Origin of the sequence: uncultured Campylobacter sp., assembly GCF_937997405.1 — a bacterium.
Lineage (GTDB): Bacteria > Campylobacterota > Campylobacteria > Campylobacterales > Campylobacteraceae > Campylobacter_B.
Genome location: NZ_CALKTL010000082.1, coordinates 1 through 22,789, shown reverse-complemented (window position 1 = coordinate 22,789; position 22,789 = coordinate 1). Strand labels below are relative to the sequence as shown.

Sequence of the window (22,789 nt, the reverse complement as noted above, 5' to 3'; positions counted from 1 at the left end):
CCTGTTACATCATCCAATAATCCCATTTGTTTGGGACTTTTTGCATTAATATTAAAAATATTTGTTATTAAATTTTAAAAAATCAAGGAATTTCAAATGAACGATACGAAACCGAGTGAGCCGTTACTAATCATAAAAAGGGCGAGGCGTTTTTACGGACCTTTTTATGCGGTAGTTAAAATTTTACAATTTTATATCACCATTGTTTTTATAATGCTCGATAAACCTTATGCGCCTATCGTAGGCTGGATAACGCTAATCGGTCTTTTTTATACGGCGGTTATCCCTAATTGTTTTAAATTTATTGCGTGCTACGATGATAAAGTGATAGTAAGATATATCTTTTGGCAAAGGATTCTAAAATATGATGAGATTAAATATATTGCTACATTTGCATATCTGCCGGGAGGCGAAACACTTTGCTTAAAACTAAAATTTAATTTGGCAAATATCGTATTTAATCTAAGCTCGATTATTTTGCCTTTAAGTTATATAACAAAAGAGGATTTTGAAAAATTAAAAATTTTAATGAGTGATAAAAATATCGAATACAGGGATTTTATCTAAACCGAAGCAGCCTTAAAATTAAATACTCAATCAAGTCAATCAGAATAAAATTTCGGGCGGCGCAAACCGCCCGAAACGTAGCCCGAAGTACCGTGCTAAGCCTTACTGCTCGTAAAAGCCGCTCGGTTTGGAGATCGTGTCGATGTAGATGTTTTTAGTCTGGGTGTAGTGATCCAGGATCATCTTATGCGTTTCGCGACCAATGCCCGATTCTTTATAGCCGCCAAACGGCGCGCCGGCGTGGATCTGGTTGTAGGTATTGACCCACACGCGACCCGTCTCAAGCAGGCGTGCGACCGTGAGCGCTTTTGCGATGTCGCGCGTAAATACGGCGCCGCCTAGTCCGTAGAGGCTGTCGTTCGCCATGCGGACGAGCTCGTCTTGATCTTTAAATTTAATCACGACGCCCACAGGACCGAAGATCTCCTCCTGCGCCACGCGCATGTCGTTGCGCACATCCACGAGTAGCGTAGGCTCGACGAAAGCCTCTCCCGCGCTATGTCGCTTGCCGCCCACGGCGATCTTAGCGCCCTCCTCTACGCCGATTTTTACGTAGTCTAAAATTTTATCGGCTTGCTTTTTGTTGATCTGGCATCCCATCTGGGTGTTTGGATCGAGCGGATCGCCCACTTTGATGCGCTTAAATTTCTCCACGAGCGCCGGTACGAATTTATCGTAGATGCCCTCCTGCACGAAGATCCTACTTCCCGCGCAGCAGACTTGACCTTGGTTGAAAAGAATTCCCAGCTGCACGCCGTCGATCGCAACATCGAAGTCGCAATCGTCAAAGATGATATTTGCGCTCTTGCCGCCAAGCTCAAGCGTAGCAGGAATGATCTTTTGCGCCGCGGCTAACGCGATGCCCCTGCCGACCTCGGTCGAGCCGGTGAATGCGAGCTTGTCGAGCCCTTTGTGAGTGCGGACGAACTCGCCTGCCTTGCTTCCCTTGCCGGTTACGACGTTGATGACGCCCTTTGGAAGTAGCGGCGCGATTAGACGGATGAACTCCAAAATGCTAAGGCTGGTCTCGGAGCTTGGCTTAAATACGCACGTATCGCCCGCGGCAAGTAACGGAGCGAGCTTCCACGCGCCCATCAAAAACGGGAAATTCCACGGCACGATCTGTCCTACTACGCCGATCGGCTCGCGTAAAACGACGGATAGATAGCGCTCTTTTAGCATATTCGCGCTGCCCTCCTCGCCCAAAATCACGCCAGCAAAATAGCGGAAATGCTCGATCGACCACGCTACGTCGACCGCGCGCGTCTCGCGGATCGGCTTGCCGTTGTCGATAGTCTCTACGGTGGCGATGAACTCGGCGTTTTGCTCTAAGACGTCGGCGATCTTATTTAGCAGCGCGCTGCGCTCATAAACGCTAGTGCGGCGGAAGCTCTCAAACGCCTTGCGGGCTGCGGCGACCGCTTTATCGACGTCCGCCTTGCTAGCATCTGCGATCTTTGAAATTTTCTCGCCGGTAGCGGGATTAAAAACGTCTAGGCTCGCGCCGCCTTCGGCACCCACAAACTCGCCGTCGATGAAAAGCTTATAGCTTGGTTGGATTGTAGCCATGCTTACTCCTTACGTGAAATATGACATTCGCTATTATATATCCGCGGCGGTTAATGCGGCATAAATTTCGGAGCGAAAATCGGTTAAAATTTCGTAGTGTGTAAATTTAAGAAGTACCGCGGCGTGCGCGAAATTTTAAAATTTGATCTGCGTGCGCGACAGCGGAGGGTTTGAGGAGTTTTGAAGCGGCGTAAAATTTAACCGAGAGCGAGCGGCGAAATTTCAAAAGGTAACGTTTATGGAATGAGAGCGGAAATTCGGCTACGATAAAATTTCAGAATTCGGCTTTGCTAAATTTTAAAATTCGGTTGCTTTGAAATTTTAAAATTTGGCTCCGCCGGAATTTTGAATTCGGCTTCGTTGAAATTTTAAAATTTTGCCAAATAAAATTTTTGAAACATTTTGCAGAGCGGGCGGGCGGTTTAAATTTACGACGCGCGGCGGGCGGATCTGCGAATACGCTTCAAACTATAGCCTGCGGATAAAATTTTAAAATTTTGTGGGGTAAAATTTCATAATTCGGCTTCGTCGGAGTTTTGAATCAGGCTTCGTTAAAATTTTAAAATTTAGTCTGGTTGAGAATTTTGAAATTTTGTGAAGTAAAATTTCAAAAATACTTTTCGGAATAAAATTTCTACAACTATCTTTCGCGCAAGCTTTGCAAGACCCACAGCGCTCGCTCGTAAGGCTCCGCTTAGTACGGGCGGCTTTTGAGCAAGAAGAGAGGGCGGCGCCGAAAACAGCCACGGCTGTTTCGCAAAAACAGATACAGCAACGCACAACTTACTATCGCTTGTAGCTTCTCAGACGCAGAGGGCACAGTCGCTCATGCGCACAGCTTCGGACGCAGGAGCACAATCACTCGTGCGTACGATTTCTTGGACGCAGGAGTGCAATCACTCGCGCACGCGGCTCGGACGCAGTGAACCAAACTACTCACGCTGCGGCTCGCGGCTCGTTTGAGCACAGGAGAGGATGACTGTTCTGCGTGCGTCAGGCTCATTCAAGCCAAAAAATCGAACTAGGCGCACGAAACTCATGTTATCGCAAGAACTGCGCGCTTTGAATTCGTTTTACAAACCGCTAAAATTTTAAAATTTAGGCTCGAAAAAGGTCTCTTCGTGGATGTTGGCAAAGGCAGCTTGCAGACTGATAAAAAACCTCGGATGGGCCTTTTCGTACTGCGCCAAAAGCTCCTTCGTAGCGGCGCGCGCAGTGGGCTCCTTGCCGCCGTATTGCCTCGCGGGACAGACCTCCTCCTCGCGCATTATCGGAAGCTCGTTATCTCTAGCACAGGCGGCGATTTGGCGCTCGCGCACGAGAATGAACGGACGGATGATCACAAGCCCGTTTTCGGCGACATAGCGCGGAGCGAGGGTGCGCAGCGCGCCGTTGAAGGTGAAATTCATAAAAAAGCTCTCCGCGGCGTCGTCGAGGTGGTGGGCAATGGCGATTTTATTAAAGCCGTGTTCGAGCGCGTAGGAGTAGATGTATCCGCGCCTCATACGCGAGCAAAAGCTGCAAAACGTGGTGTTTGCGCGGATCTTTTCCTTGCCGAATTCAAAAATTTTAGTATCGATTATCTCGTAGGGAATCTCGTGCTCTTTAAAATGGGCGCTTATCTCGCGCAGATCCTCGCCGATACCGTAAGTAACGGTGACGGCTCGAAACTCCCAATCTAGCGGGCTTACGCTTTGGAAGTGCTTCAGCACGTGCGCCAAACTCATACTGTCTTTGCCGCCGCTAAGAGCTAGTAAAATTTTATCGCCGCGCTCGAACATCTTGTATTTGGCGTTGGTTTGTCCGACGCGGCGAAGTAATTTTTTGGAGAGGTTTATCATAACCTTTCGATCATTTTTAGGACGAAATTTGCGCTCGTTTGCGCGCTTTTTACCATAAACTCGTCAAAGTCAAACTCGGCTTTGTGTCCCGCCTCGTCGCTTATCGCGCGCAGTACGCAAAACGGCACGCCCAGCGCGTCGCACACCTGCGCCACGCTCGCTCCCTCCATCTCGACCGCGCTCGCGTCAAACGTCCGCTCGATCCAGCTCTTGCGCTCCTCATCGCTTACGAACTGATCTCCGCTGGCGATGACGCCCGATTTTAGCGTGATGCCTAGCTGCTCGGCGACGCTTTGCGCGATAGAATTTAACTTCGCGTCGGTTTGGACCGAAATTTTACTTCCCGGCACGAATCCGTGCGGATGCCCAAACGCCGTGATATCTAGATCGTGCTGCACGAGCGAGGTAGCGTATAAAATTTCGCCGATCTTAATGCCGCGCTTCAAAGCTCCCGCGACGCCCGTAAAAATGAGCGCGCGCGCGCCGAATCTCTCGATCATGACCGTAGCGGTCAGGGCGGAATTTACCTTGCCGATCTTCGAATACGCGATCACTAGATCGTGGCCGTTAAGCTTGGCAGCGTAGAATTTATTATTCGCGTGCTCCATAGCCTCCACGCTCACGCCCCGCTCGCGCAGTGCGGATAGTAGCGGCTCGATCTCTTCGGGCATCGCGCCTAAGATCGCTACTTTCATCCATTCTCCTTTGCAAATTTTACAAACTCGTCTAGGCTCGCAAGATCCGTGATGCTGAAGGTTGGCTTTTGCGTGATCTTTTTGTTTATCCCTTTTAAAACCGCCGCGCCGAACTCGACGAAGCAATCCACCTCGCCCTCGTAACTTTTGATACTTTGCTTGTAAAGCACAGGACTGATAAGCTGGGCTTTCAGCAGCTCTAGCGCTTCGGATTTTGTCCTATATGCGCGCGCCGTGGCGTTAGCAACGACGGGGGCAAAGCTCTCTTTTAACGCGGGGCGCAAAAATTCCAAAAGCTCGTCGCTGGCGCTTTGTAGCATAGGGCAGTGGCTCGCGACGCTCATATTCAGTAGCATTGCGCGCTTTGCGCCCGCGGCTTTAAACTCGCCCTCGAGTGCTGCGAGATCATCTTTTTTGCCCGCGACTACGATCTGCCCGTCGCAGTTATAATTCGCCGCCCAAACCTGCTTGCCCGCGCTCGTCGCATCCGCGCAAATTTTCTCGACCGCCTCGTCGGCAAGAGCCAAGATCACCATCATTCCGGCGCCTTTGCCCTCGCAGGCGCTCTGCATAAGCCTGCCGCGAATATTTACGAGCTTTAGCATCTGCTTCGGCTCCATGCCTCCCGCAGCGCTTAGCGCGCTAAACTCGCCCAGCGAATGGCCAAGCAAAAACTGCGGAGCGATGTTAAGCTTTTCTTGATCCGCTCTTTCTTGCAGCGCTGCAAGCGCCATCATAGAATTTAGCGCGATAGCAGGCTGCGTAAATTCCGAAACGTCGAGCTTGTCGTTAGGCTCAAATAGTAAATTTTTAAAATCAATGCCTGTAAAGCCTGAAGCCTCATCCAAAAGCGCGCACGCAGAAGCAGAGTTTTCGTAAAACTCCCTGCCCATGCCTACGCTTTGGCAGCCCTGTCCAGGGAAGATAAAAGCAAATTTCATAAAAAAGTCCTAATGCTCGTGATGGTGCCCGCCGCAGCACTCGTGATCTTTCCCGTGATCGTGGCCTCCGCAGCATTCATGACTGTCTGCATGCCCATGGCCTCCGCAACACTCGTGATCTTCTGCGTGATCGTGTCCGTGTCCGCCGCAGCACTCGTGCCCCTCGTGATGATTATGTCCGCAGCCGCAGCTGTGCGCACCCTCCGGCTGGCCGGTAAGAATTTCGTCTGCCGTCGCTTCGCGGTTCTCGACGATTTTTACGTTAAATTCCAGCTCCTTGCCCGCGAATGGGTGGTTGAAATCGATGGTAACGTCCTGCTCGCCGATAGCTTTGACGCTCACGCGGGTAGTCGCGCCGTCCTCCGCCTGACCGAAAAGCTCCATGCCGACGACCAGATCGATGCCCGCAAACTGCTCTTTAGGCAGGATCTGCACGGCGTCCTGCTTATACTCGCCGACCCCGTCGCTCGGGCTTATGCGAACAGTTTTGCTCTCGCCCGCTTGTAAATTTAAAATTTCATCCTCCAGCTTTTGGATGATTTGATCTTTGCCGCTAAGAAAAGCAATCGGGTCGGAGTTTAAATTTGACTCTAAAATTTCACCGGTTTTGCCGTCTTTTAGCTCATAATGCATCTTTATAACTCGGTTGTTAGCCATAGTTTTCTCCTGTTTAGAATTTTATTTTGAGTTTGTATTTAAATTTAAGTTATCTAGTGGGCGCGGCTTTGGCTTCTTTGGAGTCCGGATATGAAGCCTTTAGCGCTTTGTAGAATTTATCTGCGCTGTCTTTATCGCCGATCTTATCGAAGCTGATCGCGGTGTGATAAAGAAGTTTTGGGGTGTAGTCTTGGCTCTCGTTGTGCGAGATGCTCTTTTTGTAATAGTTTATCGCTTCTGCGTATGAGCCGGAAAAATATGAAATTTCGCCCAGCATATAGTTTGCCTTAGCGGGCTTGTAATTTTTAGATACTAAATAATTGTAGCGCTCTTTTGCGCCTGAATAGTCTTTTTTAGCATATAAGGCATCGGCCTCTTTCAATACTGAAGCTTGATCTTTTGATTTAAAATCGGAATCTGTTTTTGTACTAGCGGGAGCCAGAGCAGTGCCTGCGTCTAATTCAGCGTTTTTTTTTACGCTGCCGCTGCTGCCTAATTTTTTATTGATTTCAGCAATTTGGGCTTTTATAGTTGCGATATCTCGTTTCATCTGATCTAGCTCGCTGTTGCCTTGGCTTTTGCCGGTAGCGCGAATTTCTAGATCCGCCACCCTGTTTTCCAGGTTCGAAATTTTAGAATTTGTTCCTTCAAGGACGCTTCGCAAACCTTCGACACTCTCGCGTGTATTATCTACACTAGTTTGCATTTCGCTTATACGCTTGCGGTTATCGCGCAATACTTGCTCGTTTTCAGTTAGTCCGTAAGAGCTGCCTGAATCAATATTGCCAGCATCAAATGCAGAAGTTTCTGCATTTAAAAAAGTGGCAGCTCCCAAAAGAGCCGCCACCGTGAAATTTTTAAATTTCAAATTAGAATCCAACTTTGAATTCGTCGCGTCTGTTTTGAGCGTCGCACTCTTTAGAATGCTCTGTGCAAGCCATATTGCTCTCACCGTAGCTTACTACGGAAATTCTGCTCTCATTTACGCCTTGAGCAACCAATGCGTCTTTAGCTGCAGTAGCTCTCTTTAGACCAAGAGCATAGTTGTACTCATCAGAACCCCACTCATCGCAGTTACCCTCAACTTTGACGGTTAGAGACTCTGCGCCTGCTTGATTGAATAGAGCTGCGTTATTATTGATTGTGCCTTGTTGATCGGCTCTAATATTAAATTTATCAAAGTCGAAATAAACAGTGCCAACTTCACTTTGGATCTGAGATGCCAAAGCAGCTAGTCTATCTGCATCACTTGTGCTTGTAGTATCGGCCTCTGGGGTCTTTTTAGAACAACCGCTCAATAATAGAGCAGCAACTGCTATCGAAGATAAAACTAAATGTTTCATTTTCTATCCTTTCAAAAAAAATTGAAGTCATTATATCACGAGATTTTTTAATATTTTACCAATCAACCGATTGAATTTTACCCACTCTTAACGGAAATTGGAAACTTTTATTCTCGTTAACTCTGATAATACCTACCGAGCTTCCGCTGCCATCTTGCTTGATAAACATAATACTGCCGCCATCGCTAGAAAATCTAGGAAACATATTTTTGCCACTAGCCGTTAACTGACGAATCATATCGGTTTGAGTAGAGATTAAATATATATTAAATCCGCCCCCGCCGTCGCGACTAGAGTAAGTAACGTAATTGCCATTTGTGCTAATGGAGTTGTTATTTTTGCCGTGATAGACGAGCTGCTGAACGTTACCGCCGTTTATGCTAGTGGCAAATACGTTCGGATAGCCCAGACGATCGCTCACAAAAGCCACGCGCGAATCGCCGTCGATAAAATTTCCATTTACATCAATGCCAGCGTAATCGGTAATTTGCTTAGCGCTGCCCGAGGCTATATCATACAAATAAATATCTGGTTGATCTTTAGGCGCGTTCGTAATAAGTAGCTTTCTGCCGTCGGCGCTTACATCTGAAGCTATCGTCATGCCGTGACCGGTAAAAATTTTACTTTTGCTACCGTTGGATAGATTAAATTTATAGATAGCGGGCGTATTTTTATTGACGTAATAGGTGTAATAAAATTCGTTCTGCGCCGCGCTTGCCCATTTAGGGAAGATATTTAATCCGCCGCGAAGCACCACCTGCTGGTAGGTAAGCGTATAGTCAGCCACCATGATCTCGCTCTCACGCGTCGAAGTGTAGCGAGAGAGCAAAATCATCTCCTTCATCCAATCGACGTTTGAGTACCCTAGCTGCTTGACGATCTCAGATACCGCCATATGGGCTAAAAACGGATATTTCTCGGCATTTGAAAGCGTAAAGCTCTTCTCATACATCACCCTGCCGCTGTTCGCCTCGAGCACTTTGGCTTTTAGGCTCATCGGCGAGCTTTTATCACTTACCGCGTAGCGCACGATCAGAGCGGCGCCGCTAGAGCCTAGATTGTCGGAAGCGCCTGCATCATAGCTGCTTTGTAGATACTCGTCGCTGACCTCGAAAGTGGCGCCGACCTTTAGATCGCCCACCATAAGTTTAAAGAATTTGTTGCCAAATTCTGAATTTGCAAGGTTCGATGCATCCTGAACAACGATTTTAGGGAGATTTACCCCTTCGTTTACGATAGACATAGTCGCATCTGCCGCGAAAATGCTACTGCAAAATGCAAGAATCAAAAGTAATTTCTTCATCTTTTCTCCTTAAATTTAATTTGCTACGTCGGATAATACCATTTCAAATGTGTGAGATTTATTATCCGGTGATTTTGGAAAGCTTCGCTTAGGAAGCTCATCTAAAAATTTCCTTAGCTTTTGGTTAAATTCTGTGCTACGCCCAAGCTCTAAAATTTGATAATTTAAAACTCGTCCATTGTTGCTAAATTCTATGCGGACTCTAGCCTCATCGGAAATGCCTGCTTGATACTTCGTCCATAGAGCTTGCAATTTCGACGCCATCTGCGAAAAATAAGCATCTAGCTCCTTTGAAATTTGAATTTTACCAGATTTTTGCGAAACGGAATTTCTTTCATAAGTAAAATTCTGTTCCGAATCCGTCGCAAAAAGCATACAGCAAAAGGCAAAAATACAAAAAAGTCTCTTCACTTTTTTTCCTTACAAATTCTAATTTGTCTTCATTACGTCGGACATCCTAGTATCAATCTCGTGCGACGCTCCGTCGGGAGATTTCGGGAAACTCTGAGTCGATAGATTATCCAAAAAATCTCGCAACTTCTGGTTAAATTCAGTCTCTCGCCCCAACTCTATAATAGTATAATCCGCCACTCGCCCATCTGCGCTAAAGACTATTTTAATCCTTGCGTCGTCCTTCGCGGTCGCAACATATCTGCTCCATAGAACTTGAAGCTTCTTCTCGATAGCGCCGTAATAAGCGTTATACTCGCCCGTCCTTTGCGTCCTGCCGCCAAGCTTATCGGATTTGACGACAGCATTTTTAGATGCCGCTTTATCCTTAGCACTAGAGGTTGCGGTTTCTTTATCGGACTTTTTGTTACTCTGAACGGCGTCGCTAGCTTTAGCGCTCTCCTCAAGCTTCTTATTGTCCTTAGTCGTATCCGAAAAAAGATCGCTCAAGCTCGGTTTTTCCTCTTTTTTTGGCTCCGGCTTAGTTTCCTCTTTTTTCTCTACTACTTTTTCGGAAGGTTTATCTTCCAACTTAGGCTCAGGCTTGGGCTCCTCTTTTTTGGGCTCAGCTTTAGGCTCGTCCTTTTTAGGTTCCGGTTTTGGCTCTTCCTTCGGCTTTTCGGGCTCTTTCGGCTTCGCCTGCACCGGAGGCGGCGGAACTACTTGCGCCGTAGTCTTAATTTTATCCTCCGGCACGTCCTTCACATTCTTATTGTCAAACTCGCCTTGCTTTGTTTCTTTAGCGATTTCAGGCGCGGACGGAAGTTTATCATCTATTTCGAAATCAAAAGTAACATCCATATAATCGTTGGGATTGTCAGTATATTTTTTAAATTTTTCCTGCGGCTTTGAAATTTGATATAAAAGAACAAAAATCACCAGCAGATAGGCAAAAAGGGCGATTAAAAACGATTTGAAATTATCGTATTTAACCCCCGTAAAATTTGAATAATTAGCCATTTGTTTGAAGCGCGACTTTAGTAAAACCCGCTTGCTTTAAGCTCTTTAAGACAAACATTACATCGTCATAAATGAGTCTCTTATCGGCTTGGATATAGACGGGTTTTTCCAAGCTATACTTGCCGGTGCCTTTAAGCAGCACGAGATTATCCGGGAATTCAGCTAGGCTCATCGAGCCTTTGTCGATATAAACCTTGCGATCTTCGCCGATACGCACAAGCAAGAATTCTGCGGTATTTTCCGAAACCTGTGCTTTTGAGCCACTAGGCAGTTCGATCTTCTCATCGTAGATAATCGCCGTTTGCGCGACCATTAAAATCGCTAGCAAAACAAGCATAATATCGACGAGCGGAGTGATATTTAACTCTGGATTTTCGTCGAAATTATACATTAAATAGCTTTTCCAGTGTTTGCTTTAAATAGCAAAATATCCGCTGTACGATTTATAATGCTCATAACTTCGTATGCTTTGCGTTTTATAAGTAAGCTAAAGGTGTATGCGGGTATCGCTACAAAAATTCCGCATCCTGTGGCAACCAGGGCCTCGCTAATCGCAGGAGCGATAGTATCGATGCCGGAATTTCCGCCGCCGAGCTTGGAAAATGTGTGAAGTATGCTAACGACCGTACCAAATAGCCCGATAAATGGCGAAGTGGAGGCGACGATAGATAGCCAGGTAAGTCCGCTAGTGGAGTCGCGTTCGGCTTTGCCTTTATAAATTTCCAAGGCTTCTTTTGAAATTTTATCGGTATTTACTTTTTGAAAAATAGAGCCCGAAAGCGAAATCCTACCGCCCATCAGCAAGGATTCGAGCGCCTTTGCTTCGCGGTGTTGCCACGCACTAAGCCCTACAAATCTGGAGATCAAAATCGTAAAAGTGACGATAAAATAAATGGATAACCAAGAAAGCACGAATATCGTAATAAACGTACTTCTCGTAAAATAACTTAAAATTAGATCTAGCATATTTAACTTTGCCTTGCGAATTCGTCAACTCTAGCCATGATTGCTGCGGAATTTGCCGCATCGGAGCTAATAGACGCAAGCATATCTTTGGCGCGCTGCAAAGACTTCGCTACGGCGCTTTCGCTATCGCCTCCGATAGCTACGGCTTGAGTGGCTAGGATAGTAGTTTTTTCTTCGGTAACTTCCAAAAATCCGTCGTTTACCAAAACAAGCTGCTTTTTGCCGTCTTTATCTACGATCTCAACGACTCCGCCTTCGCTTTTGTCTTTAAGTCCCGTTAGCAAACTCGCATGCCCAGGCAAAACGCCCATCTCACCGGTGATGCCAGGGAGTTGGACGGATTTGACTTCGCCCGAAAATACCATCCCTTCGGGCGTAACGATATCTAAAAGCAAAAATTCTTTCATCTTAAAATTCCTATGCTTTCATCTTTTCGGCTTTTGCTACTACCTCGTCGATATTTCCTACCATATAAAAGGCATTCTCCGGCAGATCGTCGTATTTGCCCTCTAAAATTCCCTTAAAGCCAGTAATAGTTTCCTCTAACGAGATATATTTGCCCGGACTTCCGGTAAATACCTCGGCTACGAAAAATGGCTGAGATAGATAGCGTTCGATCTTTCTAGCGCGCTCGACTACGAGCTTATCCTCTTCGCTAAGTTCGTCCATACCCAAAATCGCGATAATGTCTTGCAAATCTTTATATTTCTGAAGCACCGCTTGGACGCCGCGAGCGACCTTGTAATGCTCCTCGCCGATGATTTGTGGATCAAGCATTCTTGAGGTCGAATCAAGCGGATCGACGGCAGGATAAATTCCTTTTTCGGCGATCGCTCTGTTTAAAACGGTCGTCGCATCAAGGTGCGCAAAAACGGTCGCCGGCGCAGGGTCGGTAAGGTCATCCGCAGGCACGTAAACAGCCTGGACGGAGGTAATGGAGCCCTTTTTGGTCGAAGTGATACGCTCTTGCAGTTTACCCATTTCGCTAGCAAGCGTAGGCTGATAACCGACTGCGGACGGAATTCTCCCTAAAAGCGCGGACATCTCCGAACCCGACTGCGAGAAACGGAAGATATTATCGATAAACATCAAAACGTCAAGCCCTAGCTCATCGCGGAAATATTCAGCCATCGTAAGGCCGGTTAGCGCGATGCGATTTCTCGCCCCCGGCGGCTCGTTCATCTGACCGTAGGTTAAGGCGACTTTATCCAAAACTCCGGATTCTTTCATCTCGTTATAAAGGTCATTTCCCTCTCTCGTTCGTTCGCCGACGCCCGCAAATACGGAGTAACCGCTGTGTTTGAAAGCGACGTTGTGAATTAGCTCCATAATGATGACGGTCTTGCCGACGCCAGCACCGCCGAATAGACCTACCTTACCGCCCTTCGCGTAAGGGGCTAGCAGATCGACTACCTTAATGCCGGTTTCAAAAATTTCGCTCTTCGTGCTTTGGTTTTCAAAGCTAGGCGGATCTCTGTGGATCGACCAGCGGGTTTCAAATTTCTCATCCTCGCCCTCGTCGATCAGATCGCCCGTGACGTTAAAAATTCTACCCAAAACCTTCTCGCCCACAGGCACCGTAATAGGCGCGCCAAGAGCCGTAGCCTCAAGCCCTCGCCTAAGTCCATCGCTCATATCCATAGCGATCGTGCGGACGCGATTGTCTCCAAGGTGTGCGGCTACCTCTAGGATCAGCCTGCGATGAGCGCCCTCGACGTCAAATTTAACCTCGATAGCTTCATTAATCTTCGGCAAGTAATCCTTGAAATCGACATCGACCACAGGACCCATTACCTGAGAAATTATTCCTTTCATCCGTTTTCCTTTCATTTCATTGATTCGACGCCGCTTATGATCTCGATAAGCTCAGTCGTGATAGAGCCTTGTCTGGCTTTGTTGTATGCTAAATTTAGCTGCGATACGCGCTCCTTAGCGTTATTTGTCGCATTCTCCATCGCATTCATTCTCGAGCAATGCTCCGCTGCCAAAGAGTCAATAAGCGCGTAATACATGCTGTAGCTAAGGTAGCTCTGGATTAAATTTAACATCAATGTTTCTTCATCCTCAGGACTTTCAACCTCTACTTCCAATGTAGATGTTTTTAAAGCGTCCTCGCTAATCGCAGGCTCACCGATTGGCACCAACGTATTTACTCGCATCTCTTGAGTAATCATATTCAAATAGCCGTTGTGGACGAGTATGACTTCATCGGTTTTGCCTTCGTTAAAATCCTTAACCGCGGCTTGGACGATTTCGTTAGCTTTCTCGGACGATGGAGATGAGCTCACGCCGATATATCGCTCCAAAAGCTCAATGCCCTGAAAATCGAAATATTCTATTCCTTTTTTGCCGACGGCGCGAAGGCGGACTTTGATCTTTTTCGCTTTAAGCTCCTCGATCAAAGCTTTGATCTTTTTGATGGTGTTGATATTAAAACCGCCGCAAAGCCCTTTATCTGCAGTGATAAACAACAGATCAACCACCTTTACTTCCCGCGTGGTATCAAAAATTCTAAGTTTTTCGTCGTTGCCCGAATTATTGCCTACGTAATTTTTAACGCGCGCAGAAATTTCACCCAAGACCTCGTTAATCTTCACCGCATAAGCTCGCGAGCGCATCGCCGCTTCTTTTGTGTTTTTAAGCTTAACGTTGGAGACCAGCTTCATAGCTTTGGTAGTCTTCTCCGTATTTCTGACGCTTTTGATTTGAAGTTTTATATCCTTTAAATTTGCCATAATTTAGCCTTCTTAAGCGGCAAAGGTCGCTTTAAAGTCATTTAGAGCCTTAATTAAATTTTCTTCCAAATCCTTCTCGATGGTCTTTTTGCTTCTGATCTCTTCAAAAATTTCAGGATATTTTGCCTCAATATACGGATAGAGCTCAGCTTCAAATTTGCCAATTGAGCTCGTAGGCACGTCGTCTAAAAATCCGCGGCTTCCCGCAAAGATGATGACCACTTGATTTTCGACCGGAAGCGGCGAATAAGGAGGCTGTTTTAAAATTTCAACCATTCTTTGTCCGCGATCCAGCTGCTTACGGCTGCTCTCGTCCAAATCGCTCGCAAACTGCGCAAATGCCTGAAGCTCACGGTATTGAGCGAGATCTAGGCGCAAGGTTCCCGAGACCTTTTTGATCGCTTTAATCTGTGCAGAACCGCCGACGCGGCTAACCGAAAGACCTACGTTGATCGCAGGACGAATTCCAGAGTTAAACAAACCAGACTCTAGGAAAATTTGACCGTCGGTGATGGAGATGACATTTGTAGGGATATATGCCGAAACGTCGCCTGCCTGCGTCTCGATAATAGGAAGCGCCGTTAGGCTACCTGCACCGAGTGCGTCGCTTAGCTTACTAGCACGTTCAAGCAAACGAGAGTGCAGGTAGAATACGTCGCCAGGATACGCCTCGCGTCCCGGCGGACGACGCAAAATAAGTGACATCTCGCGATACGCAACCGCATGCTTGCTCAAATCATCGTAGATGATAAGCGCGTGGCGGGAGTTATCTCTGAAATACTCGCCCATCGTGCAGCCCGAATATGGCGCCAAGTATTGAAGCGCGGCTGCCTCGCTAGCACCGGCTGCAACTACGATCGTATAATCCATCGCGCCGTATTCTTCAAGCTTTTTAACGACTTGTGCGACGGTGGATTGCTTCTGACCGATTGCTACATATATGCAGATAACGTCTTGGCCCTTTTGATTGATGATGGTATCAACAGCAACGGTGGTTTTTCCTGTTTGGCGGTCGCCGATGATGAGCTCGCGCTGTCCGCGACCGATCGGCACTAGCGCGTCTATCGCCTTAAGACCCGTTTGAAGTGGCTCATGGACGGATTTACGAGCCATGATGCCTTTAGCCTTTTCTTCGACAAATCTAGTATCGCTGGTCTCTATCGCGCCTTTGCCGTCGATCGGTTCGCCTAGAGCGTTTACCACGCGACCTATTAGGGCATCACCTACCGGAACGCGCAAAAGCTTACCCAGTCTTTTAACGCTACTACTTTCGTTAATACCGCTAGTATCGCCTAAAATAACGATGCCGACACTGCTCTCCTCTAAATTTAACGCGATACCACGAGCTCCGTTTTCGAATTCGACCATCTCGTTAGCCATTACGTTTTTTAAGCCGTAAACATTAGCAACGCCGTCTGCGACCGAAACGACCTTGCCGGTTTCTTCGATATCAACGCTAAGATCGAAATTTTCGATTCGCTCTTTGATTATGCTGCTGATTTCGTCTGCCTTAATTTTCGCACCCACGCTTTACTCCTTTAAATTGCTTTTAAAATATATTCGCTCATTTTTTGTTTCAATCTATCAACTGAAAAACTAATCTCAAATCCAAGATCCTCGACTTCGATCTTAATGCCTTCAAGCTCGCTTTTAACGGGTTGCAGAGTAATATCTGCATTAAATTTCTTTGAAATTTTAGCCTCTAGCTCTTTTATTTTTGCGGCGTCTATTTCGGTAGCGGAATAAATTTTGCCTAAGTATTTATTATCCAGCGCCGCAATATTCTTGCGCAGCTCCTCGACTATCTGTGGAATTAGCGCAATACGCCTATTCTTAGCTAAAAGTTTAATAAAATTTACGATTTTTTCGCTTGGATTTTTTATAAACGACGCAATAAGTTCCACTTTGGATTCCTCTTTTAGCGTCGGGGATTTTACAATATCTTGGAATTTTGGAATTCTAAATGCACTCGCGACGCTCTCGAGCGTCTGCAAAACAGAGCCTAGTTCATCTTTTTTATAGCTCAGTATCAGGGCGTTTACATATCTTTTTGAGGTGTTATTTATCATCATCCGACCTTTTTCTCTACGATTTTAACCAGCTTATCTTGACCGAATTTAATGTCATCCGATGCAAAAACGTCATCCAGTATCTCGCTTACGACCTCTTTTTTGATCTTACGCGCCTCAAAGCTCTTCTGCTCATCGAAAGATTTTTGCAAATTCGCAATCTCCTGCTCGGTCGCATTTTTTATCTTTTCGGCGGCGAACACGATCTCTTTTTTAGCAGTTTCGATTAAAGCTGCGCCTTGGACCTTAGCATCTTGCAGATCTTTTTTAGCTTGCTCTTTGCGAGCTGCGGACTCTTTTAAAATTTTTTGATTAGCTTCAAGTCTAGATGCGATGCCGTCGATCCTACCTTGATATGCCGCTTTTGCGGGACCTTTTAAAAGATAAAACAAAATTCCGAAAAACAAAATGAAATTTATGCTTCGCCACAGCACGTCGTAGTCCTTGACTCCATCGTGCCCATCGCTTGCTAAAACAAACGCGGGAATTATAAATAAAAATAGATATTTTTTCATACTAAAATCCTCATACTTTAGCCACAGCGCTGCTTAGGACATTTTTAAATTCCGGAATTTTGGCTTGCAAATCATTTCTTAGGTTGCGCTTTTGCTCATCCAAACCGCCTAAGAATTGATCGAAATCTTCCTCCATCGCGGCTCTTTTCTCGGCTATTTCTCTGGCGGCAGCCTGCTTCGCACTATCCATCGCCTCTTGCTTTATTTTAACAGCTTGCAACTTCGCAGCATCCATGATTCTTACGATCTCTGCTTTATCGGCATCTGCATCCTGTGCATTTTTCATCGCATTTGCCTCATCTTCTTTAATAATAGCTTCTCGCTTTTCCATATGCAAAAGTAGTGGTCTATAAAGCTTGATATTTAAGAAGTAAATCAAAGCTAAAAATACGACGATGGTCGTTATCATGGCGGTTAAACTTACGTCTAGCATCGCACCTCCTCTAGGTTAGTTTTAAACAAAATGCGTATTTTACAATATGAAAAATTAAAATACACTATAAAAAATCATCCGATTTTCTTTAAAAACTCGGAAATTTGTAAAATTTCGCTAAATTCGATCGAAATTTTACGCTCTTTGATACTTATTTTACCAAATTGATCAAGCTTGGCCTTTAGCTTTAAAAGCTCAGGCTTGAAGCTTTGAAATTCCGCACCGGGCTTTTTCTCTTTCGGAACGGTTTTATCTTTGAGCTTTTTTACTAAAGTTTCGGTATCTCTTACGCTTAGACGCTGTCCTAAAATGGTATTTAGAGCTAAAATTTGATCCTCTTTTTCGAGTCCAACCATTATCTTGGCGTGCCCTTGCGAAATTTTATCTGCGCTTATGGCGTCTTGCACTTCGGAGCATAAATTTAAAAGCCTTAACGTGTTTGTAATCTGTGTGCGGGACTTTTTGATGATGTCGGCTAACTCCTCTTGCGTGATCCTGTATTCGCCGATGAGCTCCTTATAGGACTTAGCAAGCTCGATAGGATTTAGATCCTCGCGCTGGATATTTTCGATGAGGGCAAGCTCTCTTAAATTTTGAGATTTTATGTCCGCGACTACGGCTTTGATTTTACTCTCGCCCAAAAGCTTCGTCGCTCTTAGGCGTCGCTCGCCGGCGATAAGGACGTAAGAATCATCTTTTTGAATAACAATGATAGGCTGAATAAGCCCGTGGCGGGCGATGCTTTCGCTCAGCTGCCTAAGTGCCTCCTCATCGAAGCTCTGCCGCGGTTGATACGGATTTGGCTCGATTTTATCAACATCGATTTCGATAACTAAGCTATCGGCATTTCCACTTTCTAGCTCCCTGTTATAGGAACTTTCTACGTCGTCTAAAATCGCACCGAGCCCGCGACCGAGTGCTCTTTTTACCTTGCCCATTTTTGCTCCATTATGGATTTAGCGAGGTCTTGATAAGCGATGGAGCCAGCAGATTTTATATCGTATAAAACCACCGGCTTGCCAAAGCTTGGGCTTTCGGCTAGCTTAATATTGCGCGGAATGATGACTAGATCATCACTCTTGCCGATACGAAAGAGCTTATCGTCGAAATACTCGCGTAAATTCGCGACCGTTTCTTTAGCGAGATTGTTTTGCAAACTATACATCGTAGGCAAAAATCCGCGAATTTTTAAATTTTTATTGAGCGTTTGCTTGACGACTTTTACGGTATTTAGGATCAACGCGACGCCTTCGAGTGCATAGAATTCACACTGAATCGGGATGATGACGCTATCGCTTGCGACTAAGGCATTTACAGTAATGCTACCCAGCGTCGGCGGCGAATCGATGATGATGAAATCATATCTGTCCTTAACCTCGGAAATTTTATTTTTTAGCATTAGTTTGAAGTCTTTCTCTTCACTTACTTCGCGCTCGATGCCTACAAGTCCGATATTTGACGGTACTAGATCCATAAACTCAAGTTCGGTCTTTTGGATCACTTCGGACATGCTTTTACGCCCCGTTAGGACGTGATAAATGTTAAATTCAAAGTCGCTGCGGTTAAAGCCAAGTCCGGTCGTAGCGTTCGCCTGAGGGTCTACATCGATCAGTAGAACCCGCTTTTTCTTTATCGCTAGCGACGCAGCAAGATTAACCGCTGTGGTCGTCTTTCCGACGCCGCCTTTTTGATTGGCAATCGTAATTACTTCACTCATCTTAAAGCATAAACCCTTTCTTCATTTATTATGATCGATCCGTCTTCGCAAAGTTTAGCCTGCGCGAGCGAAATTTTTTCACCGCCTAGATGAACGCTAAATTTTTGCGATTTTTGGAATTGTAACGAAAAATTTCTAAAAATTTGCTTCCACGAGATTTTATTTTCATATAGCGCGAAAAAGCCCAATATAGCGTCTTTTGCACTGATTTTTATATCTAAAATTCCCGCATATTCGGGCGCACCGAGTAGGTTCATGCCAATGCCGCAGACGAGGGTATTTTTGATCTTATTCGTCATAGTCCCACCGATTTTGCGCTCGCCCAGATAAAAATCGTTGGGCCATTTAAGCCAAAGCTGCGAACCGAGCGATGCGAGAAGCTCCTGCATAATCATCGCAAAATATATACTCGCCGACTGAGGCGGCACATCTGCGGGCAGATCGCTCTGCGCGACACAGAACGAAAATGCGAGATTGCCGCTCGCGCCCTCCCAATCATTGCCCCGCGAGCCGATACCGGCGCTTTGGCGATTTGCGGCTATCGCAAAAGACGGCGTTATCCTGCCTTCGCGCACGGCGCCTACTAAAAACTCCTGCGTAGAGGGCATTTGCTCTACAAATTCTATCTGCAAAACCCGCTCCTTGCGTAAGACGAATGGCTCGCCTTGAAATATTGCAAGCGTTTAAATTCCGCGTAGCGATAGAGTTTTGAGACAAGATAAAATTTAGCACGATAAAATTTTACGGCGTAGCAAAATTTTATGCGATGAAATTTTGCGATCTTGCTAAATTTTTTGGTAACGCGGATTTTCCTAGCGGCACTGCGATAAAATTTTAAAGCTTTATCTTGCAAAAATTCTGCGGCACGATCATAGAATTTTAAATGGTGCGTGTTCGGTGCGACGCCGCAAAGTCTGCAACCGAGGCGGCAAAATTTCAAGCTCCTGTGAGCGTAAAATTTTAAAGTATAGAAGCGAGGTTTTAAAATTTTATAAAGCCTTGGTTTTGGAGCTTCGCTTCGAAATTCCGCGCGGCAAAATTTTACTTTACAACTGTACCTGGAGCAGAATTTCGCCGCGATCCCAAAAGCGCGGCGCAAATAAAATCCCAGCATAGCATCAAAAGCGTGGCACAAAACGCGATAATTTAAAATCCCGCCTAGCATAGCAGATCACCGATCTTTAGCCGCTTGCCGTTTAGATACGCGCTAGCATCCACGGGCTTTTTGCCGGGTTCTTGCACCTTTATGATCTTAACCGCGCCATCATTGCAAGAAACGCAAAAGCCGAGCTTATCAATGTGCAAAATTTCGCCAGCGCGTTCAAATTTACGCCCGCAAGATTCGCGCAAAAGCTCTAGTTCTAAAATTTTTAACCCGCTAGCTAGATAGATCCCGGGCCAGGGCGTTAACGCGCGAAATTTATTATAAATCTGCTCCGCGCTCTGCTCAAAGCTAAAAAGCCCGTCTGATTTGCTTATTTTTTTGCAGTGCGTAGCCTGCGCGCCCTCTTGCTTAAGCGGCGTTAAATTTACAAAATTTCGCAGCACTCGCACTATCAGCTCGCCCGCTAGATCGCCCAGTTCGTCAAACAGCTGCGCCGCCGTTTTATCCTCGCAAGGCGTGTAGGCAAAATCAAGCATATCGCCCGTGTCAAGCCCCGCATCCATAAGCATCGCCGTCACGCCCGTCTGCTTTTCGCCCGCCAAGATCGCGCTTTGGATCGGACTTGCGCCACGGTATTTAGGCAGGATCGAAGCGTGCAGATTTATGCAAGGCGCGATATCAAGCACGCTTTGCGGCAAAATTTTACCGTATGCGGCGACCACGATAAAATCAGGCTTTAGCTCCTTTATCTGTGCCGCGACCGCTTCGTCTTTTAAGCTCGCAGGCTGAAAGATCGGCACAGTGGGAAGGTGCTGCTGCGCGTAAACTTTAACCTCGCTCGGAGTTAAAATTTGCTTTCTACCGACGGGTTTATCGGGCTGTGTAAAGACGGCCGCGATCTGAAATTTCGCCTCCGTAAGCGCGCGTAAAATTTTAGCCGCATACTCGGGCGTACCCATAAAAACTATATTCATTGCCTTCCTCTCAAGCTAAATATCATATTTTTGCTCTCGTTTTTTAAACGCTTCCTTGCCGCCCTCAAGTTTTAGCAAATCTTCCCTATGGCTTAAATCTTCTATAGTAAAAGAGGTGCTAGTGCTAAATCCGTCAATATTCTCTAATTTTACAATAAGCTCTGCATCAGCATTTAATACAAAATTAGCATTATGCGTCGCAAAAATAATTTGCCTGCCATTCTTTTGCTGTTTGATTAATTCAACCAAGTAGTTGGCTATAAGCAAGCTATCCAAATGCGTTTCTGGTTCATCTATTATAATTGGATTATTCCCAAGAGAAAGTAGCATTACTATAACTGCGGTGCACCTTTGACCGAACGAAGATCGTTCAAATTCTTTATTATCATATAAAACTTTTAATATTTTATATTGATTAATATCTCTTAAATGCTTTTTGATAAGCAGTTTATATATCTCGAAATTTAAATCTAAAGAAAAAATATCGATTAAAATATTATACGCCTGTGAGTTCCTGTATGGAATATGTTCAATAAAATTTTGAGTATTTTCGGCATTTAAAACGCTATTGTATCCGACCTGCCGCAAATAATCTTTTGAAGTAGCAGATATTTTTAAATTAAGTATGCTTGCAAATTCATCAATAATATTATCAATAATATTGTCTTCCAAGGAGTAACATACTTGTATATTTTTAACATTTTTAGGGTTGCTGTTTGCTATGTCTGCAAAATAGTCATTAATATTAGAAATCTCTGCATCTATGTTATTTTTGAAATCATTTACATCGTCATCAATGTCTGAAATTGAAAATTCTCGTATCTCTTGTTCGATACTCTCCATTCGATCATTGAAAGATTTTATTTCATTTTCAATACCTTCAATTTTAGATTCTTTTATACCTTCTATCGGTCTTTTAGGAATTGCCTTTTCTCCCGTTTCTTTATCATCAACTTCTTCAATTCCAACAAACAACAAGCCTATCTCATTGTTCATATAGTTATTGGCAAAGGCACAAGCAGTTTTTAGAATTTTATCTTTAAAATTTGCCGACTTTTTATATTCGATAAAACTGCTCTCTATATTTTGATTTTCAAGAATGTTATGAGCCATTCTCTTTATATCTAAAAGCTGCATAATACCTCCTTTTCAAAAAAAATATTTCAATATATTATAGCACTTTTAGAGTATTTTTTTACTCTGAAATTAGTTGTATCTTACTTTATCATATATGGCTCCTTTGTGTAATTTTATTGAGTTTTGTCACCTTAATTTTACCACAAATGGACGCTCTTTTTTCATTCACATAATAAGCGAATTGTAATATTTAGTAAAAACATAGTAATAATGCAAGTTTTCAGCCACTTTCATGGTGTTACCATGAATAATTTAGGTTAAATGTATACCAATTATAGCACCTCTTTTATCAAGAATAACTTTCCACCTGTTCCACCAAATCTAAAATAAGCTCAGAAAAGCTCTCTGCAATTTCCTCAATGTCAGTATAGTCATTATTATATCCACGCACCTTACCGCTTTCCAAGTCTATAAATACTATGCTTCCATCACCTAAACCTCCTATTGGAAAGGCTTTGCCATGCTCACATTTGCTCATATACTCCTCGTATGCTTCTTCAAAGAATGTATAGTTTTCCTCCAGTTCCTTTAAGTCAAAAATCCATGGTTCCGCCAAATAGCAACCTCCCATGTTAAGTATCAGCCAAAGGTACTCTGACGGTATGGAGTCATAATTTGATTCAAACTTTTTTATATTATCCTCTGACTCCGGCCTGATGCCTTTGGTGAACTTACTTGCTTTGTAAGCCGCCTTAATCCTGTTAAAGTGTTTTTCTAAAAGAATATTACACATTTTGTCTCCCTAATGAAATTACAGATGCTTTATTTAGATACTGACATTCCATTAATTCTTGGCTTATCCCTTAAAATGT

General features: G+C 44.9%; 27 protein-coding genes. 2 read left to right on the top strand and 25 right to left on the bottom strand.

All coding sequences use genetic code 11. From position 1 onward, the window contains the following. Nucleotides 1-96 precede the first annotated feature (96 nt). Entirely contained in the window at nucleotides 97-567 is a 471-nt protein-coding gene (locus Q0372_RS04545) for a hypothetical protein (protein WP_298103114.1), read from the top strand. A 102-nt stretch (nucleotides 568-669) separates the two neighbouring features. Here Q0372_RS04545 and Q0372_RS04540 read toward each other — a convergent pair whose 3' ends face one another. The 22 genes from Q0372_RS04540 to Q0372_RS04435 all read right to left on the bottom strand — a co-directional run bounded on the left by Q0372_RS04540 (nucleotide 670) and on the right by Q0372_RS04435 (nucleotide 19,393). Further along, nucleotides 670-2,136 carry an aldehyde dehydrogenase family protein gene (locus Q0372_RS04540; RefSeq protein ID WP_298103111.1) on the bottom strand — a complete coding sequence of 489 codons (1,467 nt, stop codon included), beginning with the start codon at nucleotides 2,134-2,136 and terminating at the stop codon, nucleotides 670-672. A gap of 1,091 nt (nucleotides 2,137-3,227) precedes the next feature. Continuing rightward, the gene (locus Q0372_RS04535; RefSeq protein WP_298103108.1) at nucleotides 3,228-3,977 is read right to left on the bottom strand and encodes an ATP-binding protein; all 750 of its coding nucleotides are present in this window, start codon (nucleotides 3,975-3,977) and stop codon (nucleotides 3,228-3,230) included. After that, the gene (locus Q0372_RS04530; RefSeq protein WP_298103105.1) at nucleotides 3,974-4,672 is read right to left on the bottom strand and encodes a 5'-methylthioadenosine/adenosylhomocysteine nucleosidase; all 699 of its coding nucleotides are present in this window, start codon (nucleotides 4,670-4,672) and stop codon (nucleotides 3,974-3,976) included. The genes Q0372_RS04535 and Q0372_RS04530 overlap by 4 nt, the downstream gene beginning before the upstream one ends. Then, a complete protein-coding gene (gene fabD / locus Q0372_RS04525) occupies nucleotides 4,669-5,613 on the bottom strand; it encodes an ACP S-malonyltransferase (RefSeq protein ID WP_298103101.1) in 945 nt (314 codons plus the stop codon). The genes Q0372_RS04530 and fabD overlap by 4 nt, the downstream gene beginning before the upstream one ends. Nucleotides 5,614-5,622: 9 nt before the next feature. Continuing rightward, nucleotides 5,623-6,270 carry an FKBP-type peptidyl-prolyl cis-trans isomerase gene (locus tag Q0372_RS04520; protein ID WP_297894485.1) on the bottom strand — a complete coding sequence of 216 codons (648 nt, stop codon included), beginning with the start codon at nucleotides 6,268-6,270 and terminating at the stop codon, nucleotides 5,623-5,625. Nucleotides 6,271-6,319: 49 nt separating this feature from the next. Further along, entirely contained in the window at nucleotides 6,320-7,138 is an 819-nt protein-coding gene (locus tag Q0372_RS04515) for a tetratricopeptide repeat protein (RefSeq protein WP_298103098.1), read from the bottom strand. Nucleotide 7,139: 1 nt separating this feature from the next. Then, on the bottom strand, nucleotides 7,140-7,613 hold the full coding sequence (locus tag Q0372_RS04510) for an OmpA family protein (protein WP_177389412.1): 474 nt from the start codon (nucleotides 7,611-7,613) through the stop codon (nucleotides 7,140-7,142). A 55-nt stretch (nucleotides 7,614-7,668) separates the two neighbouring features. Then, nucleotides 7,669-8,916 (bottom strand): Tol-Pal system protein TolB, encoded by a 1,248-nt coding sequence (tolB, locus tag Q0372_RS04505; RefSeq protein WP_177389413.1) that lies wholly within the window; start codon nucleotides 8,914-8,916, stop codon nucleotides 7,669-7,671. Between the two features lie 15 nt (nucleotides 8,917-8,931). After that, nucleotides 8,932-9,327, bottom strand: a complete 396-nt coding sequence (locus Q0372_RS04500) for a TonB C-terminal domain-containing protein (RefSeq protein ID WP_297900620.1) — start codon at nucleotides 9,325-9,327, stop codon at nucleotides 8,932-8,934. An 18-nt stretch (nucleotides 9,328-9,345) separates the two neighbouring features. Next, on the bottom strand, nucleotides 9,346-10,326 hold the full coding sequence (locus tag Q0372_RS04495) for a TonB C-terminal domain-containing protein (RefSeq protein ID WP_298103095.1): 981 nt from the start codon (nucleotides 10,324-10,326) through the stop codon (nucleotides 9,346-9,348). After that, nucleotides 10,319-10,717: a biopolymer transporter ExbD gene (locus Q0372_RS04490; RefSeq protein WP_298103090.1), complete on the bottom strand. Its 399-nt coding sequence runs from the start codon at nucleotides 10,715-10,717 to the stop codon at nucleotides 10,319-10,321. The genes Q0372_RS04495 and Q0372_RS04490 overlap by 8 nt, the downstream gene beginning before the upstream one ends. Beyond that, nucleotides 10,717-11,292: a MotA/TolQ/ExbB proton channel family protein gene (locus Q0372_RS04485; protein ID WP_177389416.1), complete on the bottom strand. Its 576-nt coding sequence runs from the start codon at nucleotides 11,290-11,292 to the stop codon at nucleotides 10,717-10,719. The genes Q0372_RS04490 and Q0372_RS04485 overlap by 1 nt, the downstream gene beginning before the upstream one ends. 2 nt (nucleotides 11,293-11,294) lie before the next feature. Beyond that, a complete protein-coding gene (gene atpC / locus Q0372_RS04480) occupies nucleotides 11,295-11,699 on the bottom strand; it encodes an ATP synthase F1 subunit epsilon (RefSeq protein ID WP_297881207.1) in 405 nt (134 codons plus the stop codon). A 10-nt stretch (nucleotides 11,700-11,709) separates the two neighbouring features. Further along, nucleotides 11,710-13,107 (bottom strand): F0F1 ATP synthase subunit beta, encoded by a 1,398-nt coding sequence (gene atpD, locus Q0372_RS04475; RefSeq protein ID WP_298043747.1) that lies wholly within the window; start codon nucleotides 13,105-13,107, stop codon nucleotides 11,710-11,712. Nucleotides 13,108-13,118: 11 nt separating this feature from the next. Beyond that, on the bottom strand, nucleotides 13,119-14,027 hold the full coding sequence (atpG, locus tag Q0372_RS04470) for an ATP synthase F1 subunit gamma (RefSeq protein ID WP_297950559.1): 909 nt from the start codon (nucleotides 14,025-14,027) through the stop codon (nucleotides 13,119-13,121). Between the two features lie 12 nt (nucleotides 14,028-14,039). Next, entirely contained in the window at nucleotides 14,040-15,554 is a 1,515-nt protein-coding gene (gene atpA, locus Q0372_RS04465) for a F0F1 ATP synthase subunit alpha (RefSeq protein WP_297894466.1), read from the bottom strand. 11 nt (nucleotides 15,555-15,565) lie between these two features. Next, nucleotides 15,566-16,096: a F0F1 ATP synthase subunit delta gene (locus Q0372_RS04460; RefSeq protein ID WP_297881233.1), complete on the bottom strand. Its 531-nt coding sequence runs from the start codon at nucleotides 16,094-16,096 to the stop codon at nucleotides 15,566-15,568. After that, nucleotides 16,096-16,611 (bottom strand): F0F1 ATP synthase subunit B, encoded by a 516-nt coding sequence (locus Q0372_RS04455; RefSeq protein WP_298103085.1) that lies wholly within the window; start codon nucleotides 16,609-16,611, stop codon nucleotides 16,096-16,098. Before Q0372_RS04455 ends, Q0372_RS04460 begins: the two co-directional genes overlap by 1 nt. A 10-nt stretch (nucleotides 16,612-16,621) precedes the next feature. Beyond that, nucleotides 16,622-17,044 (bottom strand): F0F1 ATP synthase subunit B', encoded by a 423-nt coding sequence (locus Q0372_RS04450; RefSeq protein WP_298103082.1) that lies wholly within the window; start codon nucleotides 17,042-17,044, stop codon nucleotides 16,622-16,624. A gap of 74 nt (nucleotides 17,045-17,118) precedes the next feature. Next, a complete protein-coding gene (locus Q0372_RS04445) occupies nucleotides 17,119-17,982 on the bottom strand; it encodes a ParB/RepB/Spo0J family partition protein (protein WP_297989228.1) in 864 nt (287 codons plus the stop codon). Then, complete coding sequence (locus Q0372_RS04440) at nucleotides 17,970-18,761, bottom strand: AAA family ATPase (protein WP_177389424.1); 792 nt, start codon at nucleotides 18,759-18,761, stop codon at nucleotides 17,970-17,972. Before Q0372_RS04440 ends, Q0372_RS04445 begins: the two co-directional genes overlap by 13 nt. Continuing rightward, nucleotides 18,758-19,393, bottom strand: coding sequence for a biotin--[acetyl-CoA-carboxylase] ligase (locus tag Q0372_RS04435; protein WP_298103079.1), 636 nt, complete (start codon nucleotides 19,391-19,393; stop codon nucleotides 18,758-18,760). The genes Q0372_RS04440 and Q0372_RS04435 overlap by 4 nt, the downstream gene beginning before the upstream one ends. Nucleotides 19,394-19,658: 265 nt before the next feature. Between Q0372_RS04435 and Q0372_RS04430 the strand changes: the two genes are divergently transcribed. Beyond that, the gene (locus Q0372_RS04430) at nucleotides 19,659-19,877 is read left to right on the top strand and encodes a hypothetical protein (RefSeq protein WP_298103075.1); all 219 of its coding nucleotides are present in this window, start codon (nucleotides 19,659-19,661) and stop codon (nucleotides 19,875-19,877) included. 42 nt (nucleotides 19,878-19,919) lie between these two features. Here Q0372_RS04430 and fmt read toward each other — a convergent pair whose 3' ends face one another. The 3 genes from fmt to Q0372_RS04415 all read right to left on the bottom strand — a co-directional run bounded on the left by fmt (nucleotide 19,920) and on the right by Q0372_RS04415 (nucleotide 22,710). Next, nucleotides 19,920-20,840, bottom strand: a complete 921-nt coding sequence (fmt, locus tag Q0372_RS04425; RefSeq protein ID WP_298103072.1) for a methionyl-tRNA formyltransferase — start codon at nucleotides 20,838-20,840, stop codon at nucleotides 19,920-19,922. A 15-nt stretch (nucleotides 20,841-20,855) separates the two neighbouring features. Continuing rightward, entirely contained in the window at nucleotides 20,856-21,977 is a 1,122-nt protein-coding gene (locus Q0372_RS04420; protein ID WP_298103069.1) for an RNA-binding domain-containing protein, read from the bottom strand. Nucleotides 21,978-22,266: 289 nt separating this feature from the next. Further along, nucleotides 22,267-22,710 (bottom strand): SMI1/KNR4 family protein, encoded by a 444-nt coding sequence (locus Q0372_RS04415; protein WP_298103065.1) that lies wholly within the window; start codon nucleotides 22,708-22,710, stop codon nucleotides 22,267-22,269. Nucleotides 22,711-22,789: the final 79 nt, after the last annotated feature.

Bases quoted from the DNA above. Each gene is read 5' to 3' on its own strand.
- Q0372_RS04545 (WP_298103114.1), top strand. From the start codon at position 97: ATGAACGATACGAAACCGAGTGAGCCGTTACTAATCATAAAAAGGGCG.
- Q0372_RS04540 (WP_298103111.1), bottom strand. From the start codon at position 2,136: ATGGCTACAATCCAACCAAGCTATAAGCTTTTCATCGACGGCGAGTTT.
- Q0372_RS04535 (WP_298103108.1), bottom strand. From the start codon at position 3,977: ATGATAAACCTCTCCAAAAAATTACTTCGCCGCGTCGGACAAACCAAC.
- Q0372_RS04530 (WP_298103105.1), bottom strand. From the start codon at position 4,672: ATGAAAGTAGCGATCTTAGGCGCGATGCCCGAAGAGATCGAGCCGCTA.
- fabD (WP_298103101.1), bottom strand. From the start codon at position 5,613: ATGAAATTTGCTTTTATCTTCCCTGGACAGGGCTGCCAAAGCGTAGGC.
- Q0372_RS04520 (WP_297894485.1), bottom strand. From the start codon at position 6,270: ATGGCTAACAACCGAGTTATAAAGATGCATTATGAGCTAAAAGACGGC.
- Q0372_RS04510 (WP_177389412.1), bottom strand. From the start codon at position 7,613: ATGAAACATTTAGTTTTATCTTCGATAGCAGTTGCTGCTCTATTATTG.
- tolB (WP_177389413.1), bottom strand. From the start codon at position 8,916: ATGAAGAAATTACTTTTGATTCTTGCATTTTGCAGTAGCATTTTCGCG.
- Q0372_RS04495 (WP_298103095.1), bottom strand. From the start codon at position 10,326: ATGGCTAATTATTCAAATTTTACGGGGGTTAAATACGATAATTTCAAA.
- Q0372_RS04490 (WP_298103090.1), bottom strand. From the start codon at position 10,717: ATGTATAATTTCGACGAAAATCCAGAGTTAAATATCACTCCGCTCGTC.
- Q0372_RS04485 (WP_177389416.1), bottom strand. From the start codon at position 11,292: ATGCTAGATCTAATTTTAAGTTATTTTACGAGAAGTACGTTTATTACG.
- atpC (WP_297881207.1), bottom strand. From the start codon at position 11,699: ATGAAAGAATTTTTGCTTTTAGATATCGTTACGCCCGAAGGGATGGTA.
- atpD (WP_298043747.1), bottom strand. From the start codon at position 13,107: ATGAAAGGAATAATTTCTCAGGTAATGGGTCCTGTGGTCGATGTCGAT.
- atpG (WP_297950559.1), bottom strand. From the start codon at position 14,027: ATGGCAAATTTAAAGGATATAAAACTTCAAATCAAAAGCGTCAGAAAT.
- Q0372_RS04460 (WP_297881233.1), bottom strand. From the start codon at position 16,096: ATGATAAATAACACCTCAAAAAGATATGTAAACGCCCTGATACTGAGC.
- Q0372_RS04455 (WP_298103085.1), bottom strand. From the start codon at position 16,611: ATGAAAAAATATCTATTTTTATTTATAATTCCCGCGTTTGTTTTAGCA.
- Q0372_RS04450 (WP_298103082.1), bottom strand. From the start codon at position 17,044: ATGCTAGACGTAAGTTTAACCGCCATGATAACGACCATCGTCGTATTT.
- Q0372_RS04445 (WP_297989228.1), bottom strand. From the start codon at position 17,982: ATGGGCAAGGTAAAAAGAGCACTCGGTCGCGGGCTCGGTGCGATTTTA.
- Q0372_RS04440 (WP_177389424.1), bottom strand. From the start codon at position 18,761: ATGAGTGAAGTAATTACGATTGCCAATCAAAAAGGCGGCGTCGGAAAG.
- fmt (WP_298103072.1), bottom strand. From the start codon at position 20,840: ATGAATATAGTTTTTATGGGTACGCCCGAGTATGCGGCTAAAATTTTA.
- Q0372_RS04420 (WP_298103069.1), bottom strand. From the start codon at position 21,977: ATGCAGCTTTTAGATATAAAGAGAATGGCTCATAACATTCTTGAAAAT.
- Q0372_RS04415 (WP_298103065.1), bottom strand. From the start codon at position 22,710: ATGTGTAATATTCTTTTAGAAAAACACTTTAACAGGATTAAGGCGGCT.